6 protein-coding genes are annotated in these 6,772 nt (G+C 69.7%); 2 read left to right on the forward strand and 4 right to left on the reverse strand.

The genetic code is table 11. The annotated features are described in order from the left end of the window. Positions 1 to 244: 244 nt before the first annotated feature. Positions 245 to 1,402 (reverse strand): hypothetical protein, encoded by a 1,158-nt coding sequence (locus ACIRFL_RS43235; RefSeq protein ID WP_404041125.1) that lies wholly within the window; start codon positions 1,400 to 1,402, stop codon positions 245 to 247. Positions 1,403 to 2,140: 738 nt separating this feature from the next. Here ACIRFL_RS43235 and ACIRFL_RS43240 point away from each other — a divergent pair. Beyond that, positions 2,141 to 2,428: a hypothetical protein gene (locus ACIRFL_RS43240; RefSeq protein ID WP_404041128.1), complete on the forward strand. Its 288-nt coding sequence runs from the start codon at positions 2,141 to 2,143 to the stop codon at positions 2,426 to 2,428. Between the two features lie 189 nt (positions 2,429 to 2,617). Here the strand turns inward: ACIRFL_RS43240 and ACIRFL_RS43245 are convergent, their stop codons facing one another. Together ACIRFL_RS43245 and ACIRFL_RS43250 are read right to left on the reverse strand one after the other, a co-directional pair. Then, entirely contained in the window at positions 2,618 to 2,986 is a 369-nt protein-coding gene (locus tag ACIRFL_RS43245) for a 6-pyruvoyl trahydropterin synthase family protein (RefSeq protein WP_404041131.1), read from the reverse strand. Positions 2,987 to 3,001: 15 nt separating this feature from the next. Further along, complete coding sequence (locus ACIRFL_RS43250) at positions 3,002 to 4,438, reverse strand: AAA family ATPase (protein WP_404041134.1); 1,437 nt, start codon at positions 4,436 to 4,438, stop codon at positions 3,002 to 3,004. 260 nt (positions 4,439 to 4,698) lie between these two features. Here ACIRFL_RS43250 and ACIRFL_RS43255 point away from each other — a divergent pair, with 260 nt between their 5' ends. After that, positions 4,699 to 5,571 (forward strand): LysR family transcriptional regulator, encoded by an 873-nt coding sequence (locus tag ACIRFL_RS43255; protein ID WP_404041137.1) that lies wholly within the window; start codon positions 4,699 to 4,701, stop codon positions 5,569 to 5,571. A 25-nt stretch (positions 5,572 to 5,596) separates the two neighbouring features. Here the strand turns inward: ACIRFL_RS43255 and ACIRFL_RS43260 are convergent, their stop codons facing one another. Next, positions 5,597 to 6,058, reverse strand: a complete 462-nt coding sequence (locus tag ACIRFL_RS43260; protein ID WP_404041140.1) for a hypothetical protein — start codon at positions 6,056 to 6,058, stop codon at positions 5,597 to 5,599. Between the last annotated feature and the right edge of the window lie 714 nt (positions 6,059 to 6,772).

The following is a 6,772-nucleotide window of genomic DNA, read 5'->3' on the forward strand; positions in this document are numbered from 1 at the left end:
CTTGCTCATATTGCTCTTGCCACTCAACCTGGACTGCTTCCTCCGGGACTCAACCGCCCCAGTATCAGGCTGTCCACTTCAGCGGGGGAACTTCACGTACGGCCTTACCCCGTCTCCTGCACTACGGGCTGGGCCGGACGCTCTGAGCAGCTGCCACCGCGTCGTCAAGCGTTGTTCGGGGGATCCCGGCGTCCGGCCGGGGGCCCTGCTGATGGCGTCGACCGCCGAGCTGATCGCGGCGTACCTATGCGTGGCCTCCGGTGTGAGCCGCCCCCTCGGGTTCGTCCGCCGCGAACGGGTGGACGTACCTACCCTCGTTGAACGGAGTGAACCACGCCTTGAAGGCCATCGGTGCGACGCCGAGAGCCGCTCCGACGGCACTCTCGTCTACACCGTCCATGGAATCGTCGTAGAGCCACTCGTGATCCATGTCCTCATAGACGTTGTTCGCGAACGAGTCGAGCGCGGCCGAGACGCCGTCGTCGAGCAGCCCGAAAGTCTCCAGGGTCACATTCGTCTCGTTCAACAGCAGCTTCAGCGCGAGTTCCTCGGCAACGCAGCTCAGCTGCTGGAAGCTGCCATCCGTGAAGCGGGTGGTCATGGCGATCACCGTCACCAGGAAGCGACGGGCGAAACGAGCGTCGTACTGGAGGGCGTATCGCTCGGGAAGGTCCTCGAAGTGCCACAAGGGACCGTCGCATTCCGCAGCGGTGGTGTCCTCCTCCGTCAGGGTCTGCACGTCTTGGAACAGCTCGTCCACCAAGATGTCCGTCGCGTACACCAAGGCACCGGCAGCGAGTTTGGCGTCCTCCGGCGAGACGGCGAACTCGGTGACGCCGCCTTCCTGCTCGTGGTCTTCGTCGTCCAGGACGCCGAACATCACGGGCGGGAAGGAGCGCAGCTCATCTGCCAGTGCCAGCATCTGACCGCGTACCGCCTCAGCTTTCGCCTCGGCGTCGTAGCCCTCGCCTTCGTCCTTGGCCGTGGGGCACTCGGCATGCCGTGCCTTACGATCAGCCGGGTCATCGGGCGGGGCATCGGGACCGTCGGCGGCGGCGAGACTTTCCTGGGCGAGTTCCGAGTGCAGTTCGACCTCACATCGCTCGATCTGCCAGTCGGCCAACAGCTCGGATCGCTCCAGCAGTTCACCCATGACCGAGCGCACGGCCTCCTCCGCGAACTCCAGAGCGGGAGCATCCACGAACACTTTCAGAAGCGCTCCGCCCGGATGGACGGCCACGATGCTGTCAAGGAGATCGACTTCCATGCCGTCGGGTCCCTCGATGGCCTCGACCGAGTCGAAGCCGTCCTCGATGAGCGCCACGGCGCCGGCGCGTTGAAGTGGGTCCATCTCCGGAGTGCCCTCCGGGACGTGCACGTCCACAGTCACTACGTAGGTCACGCGTCCGATCCTGGCAGGGATATGCCGGGCGACGGGGAGGAATCCGCTCAATCACGAGCACTACGTGTCGCGCGAGGCAGTCGGCCCGGCTGATGTCGGTGAGTACAACCTTGCTGACGCCCCTGCGGAAACTCCACGGTCTGCTCATCGCGATCGGAATCGTCTGCATCCTGGTGAACAGACAGGGGCTTGGCCCGCTGTGGTACACAGGAGTCGCCCTTCTCCTGCCTCGGCGGCTTGATGCGGTGGGACCAGTGGCGCAGCCAGCGTCCGTCGCACACGGCGACGCCGGTCCCTGTCGAGATCCCCGTTGCCGGGCGCCGGCGAGCCCTCTACGCCCATCTCTACCTTGAGGGCTTCGTCCGCAGTCTGGGCCGGCGCCGCCACCTGTGGGGCAATTATGTCGTCCTCGAAGTGCGCCAAGGTGTGTACGCGGGCATCGCACATCTCCGGCGAGGCTCCCTGCAGGTGGCCGTGGGCGAACCGGGTAGTCAAGGGCCAGCAGCTGGCCGAGTGCGGCAACTCCGGCAACTCCTCCGAACCGCACGTGCACTTCCAGCTCATGAACGGCCCCGACTCCGAGGGCGCCCAGGGCCTGCCTTTCGAATGGCGCTACTTGGACGACGAAGGGACTGAGCACAAGCGAAATCACCCCACGCCTATGCCACCATCCGGGCCCACCTGACGTCGACATCAGTCTTGCCCCCGGGGCATCGTCGGCTGCGCAAGACTCTCACCATGAGCGAACGCCCTGAGCCTGGAACTCTCACACCTGGTCGACACTCCGTACTGGAGGACGCGCTCGAACTCTTCGAGGCCGATCTCAACCGGGACGACGCCGTACACCGGCAAGCCGCGCAGCTCGCCAACCTGTGCGTACAACTCGCCGGCGCCTACGCCCTGCTCATGCGTGAGGCACACGAACGGCTGTCGCCCGAGGACCGTAAGGCGATCATCCCGCCCCACCAGGACCGCGGAATCGAAGCCCTGAGCCGCTTGCACGAAATCCTCGGCATCGAAGAGTAGGCACACGGCCTCAGCGGCAAGGGGCCCGTCGGCATCCCGGCGACGGTGAGAGGGCGGTTCCACGGCAATCCCTGGCGGAGGTGACGCGTAGTGCGGTAGGGCGTCGAGGCCGGGGGCTCGTTGTACGTGGTCCTACAGCGGTCACGTCGGCCACGGACGGCACGCTGGGGTGTCAAGCGCCACCGGTGCTCAGGGATCTGGCCGGTATTCGGCCCAGGTCTTGGGCGTCTCAGAGACCCTGACCGCCGTCAGCTCCGGAAAGCGCTCGGTCCAGAGATCGAAGATCCAGGCGGCGAGGTTCTCCGCCGACGGGGAGACCGCCCCCATTGCCTCGTTCAAGTGACGGTGATCGAGGGTGTCGTCCACCCACTTCTTGAAGGCATCGAGTTCCCGGTAATCGCGGACGAATCCCGCGTCGGTGAGGTGCTCGCGGCGGGCGGACAGCTCCAGCACGACGACGTAATTGTGGCCGTGCAGGCGAGCGCAGGGGTGCCAGTTCGGCAGCCGGTCGAGGACATGGCTGGCCGAGAAGTGGAACTCTTTGGTGATCGTCAGCATGGCGTCTCCAGTCTGCTACCTGGCGTCCTGGCGTCGGGGCGCCCCCGGTGGTCGTCCGATGAGGTCACCGGCCGGCCCCGGCGCCCTCGCGGATGGCCCCGGGTCAAGGACAGCCATCGCGGCCTCCCGGGCCAGTGCGTAGTGGGTTTCGGCCGAGGCCGGCAGGCATTCGGGGCCGCCGGCGCGGAGGTGGCGGGCGATCTCCAGGCGGCGCTCCAGCGGCATGCCGTCCAGTGGACCGGACGTGAGGGCCGTCGCGATACGGGCGTGCCGGGACCGCTTCTGCTGAGGGGTCTGCTGGTCGTAGACCACGCCCCACAGGGCGCCGTGCTCGAAGCGGTAGCAGTCGGAGGCGTCCCACCGCGCCCACGAAGGGGGCTCCGTCTGCCGGATGAGCCGGTTCTGGGCGGCGATGAGCCGCAGCCGCTCCATCACCTCGTCGTGCGGTGCTCCCTTGACCTCGGCGACCGTTCGCGAAAGGAACGTCTCACCCTGGGTCGCGCCGATCATGAGCAAGGCGCGGTCCGGCTCGGTGAGCAGCCGGAGACGGTCCTCCACCACGCGCGACAGGCTGCGGGGCAGCCGGATGCGGGGCCCGGACTCCGGACGCCATTCCTCCAGGCAGAGGGTGACGAAGACGGCGTGGCCGGCCGTCAGCCGGATCAGTTGCTCCGACAGGGCCGGCGGAGCGTCCGGATGCCGGGAGCGCACCAACTCGGCGACCGCCTCGGGGGGCAGGCCGTTCAGCGTGCGCCGGCGCAGAAGCCGGTCCTTCGCCCAGCCGTGCAGCAGTTCCTCGACCATGGCTCCGGGACCGTCGGCGTAGGCTCCGTCCGTCGTGTGGCCGAGCACCACGCCGAGCGGCAGGCCGGGCAGTCGCCGCAGCAAACGGTCGAGGACAAGCAGGCTGCTGGGGTCTCCGTACTGGATGTCGTCGATGAGCAGCACCGTGGGCGGGCCCTGCCGTACGAGGTCCAGCAGGGCGTCCGCGATCTGTGCGGCGGCGCCCTGCTGGAACGGCAGCAGGCTGTCGAACGGCATCGATCCGGAGGCGAGCGACGCCTGCGCGACCTCCTTGCCGAGGGTGAACAGCGCACCGAGCCCGGGCACCATCGCGGAGAGCACTTCCGGCGCGGAACGTACGGCCCCCTGCCCGGTGAGGCTCAGCAGTCTCCGGAAGACACCTGGCTGCTTGACCTCCTGGTCCTCGGCCAGTTGCAGGAGCACTTCGACGATCGCGCCGTAGCGCAGCGCCGACCCGATCGATGGCTGGCACCGTGCGGAGACGACCCTGCAGGTGTCCCGCCCGCCGGTGGCGGACACCTCCGTCTCGAATGCCCTGAGCAGCGCCGACTTGCCCATGCCCGAGACGCCGTCGACGACGATCGCCCGGCCGCCGCGTCCTGCGGCCACGTCCGCCAGCATCGAGCGCAGCTCGTCCAAGTGCTCCACGCGGTCGACAAACCCGGTCCGCACCACAGCCCCCGCCTCGGTCACCCGTCATGGAACGTCCGTACGCACAGCGTCACGCGACATCTACCGTAGATCACGGGTCGACAGGGCGTGGACGCGATGGAGAACTTCACCACCGGCCCGTGTGCTCGGCGCGGGCGCCCTGCGCCGGTGGTGCGTCCCGGTGGCTCGGGGGGTGGTTGTCTTCGAGACTGGGCAGCCAGGCAGGTGGCCGACGGCGGCGGGCATGAGGAGGGGCCGTGGATCTGCGGCAGATGGAGGTGGTCGTCGCGGTCGCCGAGGAGGGTGGGTTCAGTGCGGCGGCCCGGCGGCTGCACGTGGTGCAGTCCGCGGTGTCCGGCACCGTACGCGCGCTGGAGCGCGAGCTGGGCGCACAGTTGTTCCATCGCACCACGCACCGCGTCTCCCTCACCTCCGCCGGCGAGGCGTTCCTGCCCGCCGCCCGGGTTGCCCTGCGGGCCGCCGAGGAGGCGCGGGCGGCCGTCGACCTCGCCCAGGGTGAACTACGCGGCGAGATCACGGTCGGTGTGATGCAGGGCCTGTACGCCGGCCTCGCCCCCGCGCTGGCCCGCTTCCACCGCGAGCACCCCCAGGTGACGGTGCGGCTGCGGCAGACGCCGGCCGACCGGATCCCGCAGGCCCTGCGCGACGGCGCCCTCGACCTGGCCGTCGCCGCGCTCGACATGTCCCGACTGCGCGGACTGACCACCCGGTCGCTGGCCCGGGAGGAGATGGTCCTCGTAACCGCGCCGGGTACGGGCCCGGGGGCGGCGGAGACGGAACGGGCGGTGACGACGCTCGCCGAGGCGGCACGGCTGCCCCTGGTGGACTTCCCGCCGGACTGGGCGATCCGGCACGCGGTCGACAGGGCCTTCCGTTCGGCCTCGCTCGAACGCACCACCACCTTCGAGGTGAACGACCTCATGGCGGCCGCCGACCTGATCCGGCACGGGCTGGGCGTGACCATCATGCCCCCGTCGATGGCCGCGTGGTTCCCCGAGCTGCCCACGCGGCCCTTCGCCGCCCACGCCCCGGTGTGGACGCTCAGGCTCGTCCACACCCGTGCGGAGCAGCCTGCGGCGATCACCGCGCTGCTGCGCCACATCGGCTGACCGGGCAGCGGGGCCGGCGGGAACCTCAGGCCGCCGCTGCCTGGCGGGAGGCCAGCGCCCAGATCACGAACAGCGCGATCGCCATGATGACCACGGACCACAAGGGCGCGTACGGCAGGAACAGGAACTGGGCGATCAGGACGAGCGCGGCCAGGAACAGGCCCGCGTAACGGGCCCAGGCCATGTCCCGCAGCAGGCACAGTCCGGTCACGGCGGCGAACGCGCCGAGCACGATGTGGATGACGCCCCAACCGGTCAGGCTGATCTCGTAGATGTAGCCGCCGATGCGGGCGTACACGTCGTTCGTGGCGACCGCCGCGATGCCCTGGAGCACGGCGAGGACGCCGCCGCACAGCAGCAGGACGCCGGCGAAGACCTCGCCACCGGTGACGCGGGCGCCCGCCGGTCGCATGGCCTGTCCGGGCGGTGGCTGGCCTCCCGGGCCGGGGTGTGGGGTGCCGGTCGGATGTGCCGCGTGGTCGCTCATGAGCGGTGTTCCCTTCTCCCACCCCGGTCGGCTTCTGTCGTCCCGTCGGCTACCGCTCGTCGGCGGACGGCACGCGCCCCGTCTGAGCCGCGCGCCCCGCCGACTCGCCGGGTTTTCGAGCCTCTGGCCTGTCGGGGCGTCCGGCCAGACGACGGACACCGAACGGGTGAGGACCGTTGGCTCCTGGCGGGCGGCATGCGGGACTCAGGTCGAGGGCGGGCGGAGTCGGCAGGCGCGTCAAGTCGAGGGCCGAGGCGGGTGGGTCGCCGCGTCAGGTCAAGGGCCGGGGCGGGTCGGCCGCCGTGTCAGGCCGAGGTCTGGGGACGGGGTCGGCCGCCGTGTCAGGGCGCGGCCCGGGACGGAGTAGGCCGCCGCGTCAGGCCAAGGGCCGGGACGGAACCGACCGCCGCGCCGAACCGAAACCCGGAACAGAACCGACCACCGCCCCAAGCCAACGCCCAGGACGGAGCCGCCGCCGCGCCAGACCGAAGCCTGGAAGGGAACCGACCGCCGCGTCAGGCCGAAACCCGGAACGGAACCGACTGCCGTGCCAAGCCAAGGCCGAGGACGAAGCCGACCGCCACGTCAAGCCCACGCCCAGGGCGGAGCCGACCGCCATGTCAGAGGGCTTCTCGAAACCGAATGTGCAGCTTGGGGTTCCGTACGGGTGTGCTGTTCAGGTGATTGTGGCTGCGCGGGGGCATGAAGGCAGGG

Source organism: Streptomyces sp. NPDC102462, from assembly GCF_044765425.1.
GTDB lineage: Bacteria > Actinomycetota > Actinomycetes > Streptomycetales > Streptomycetaceae > Streptomyces.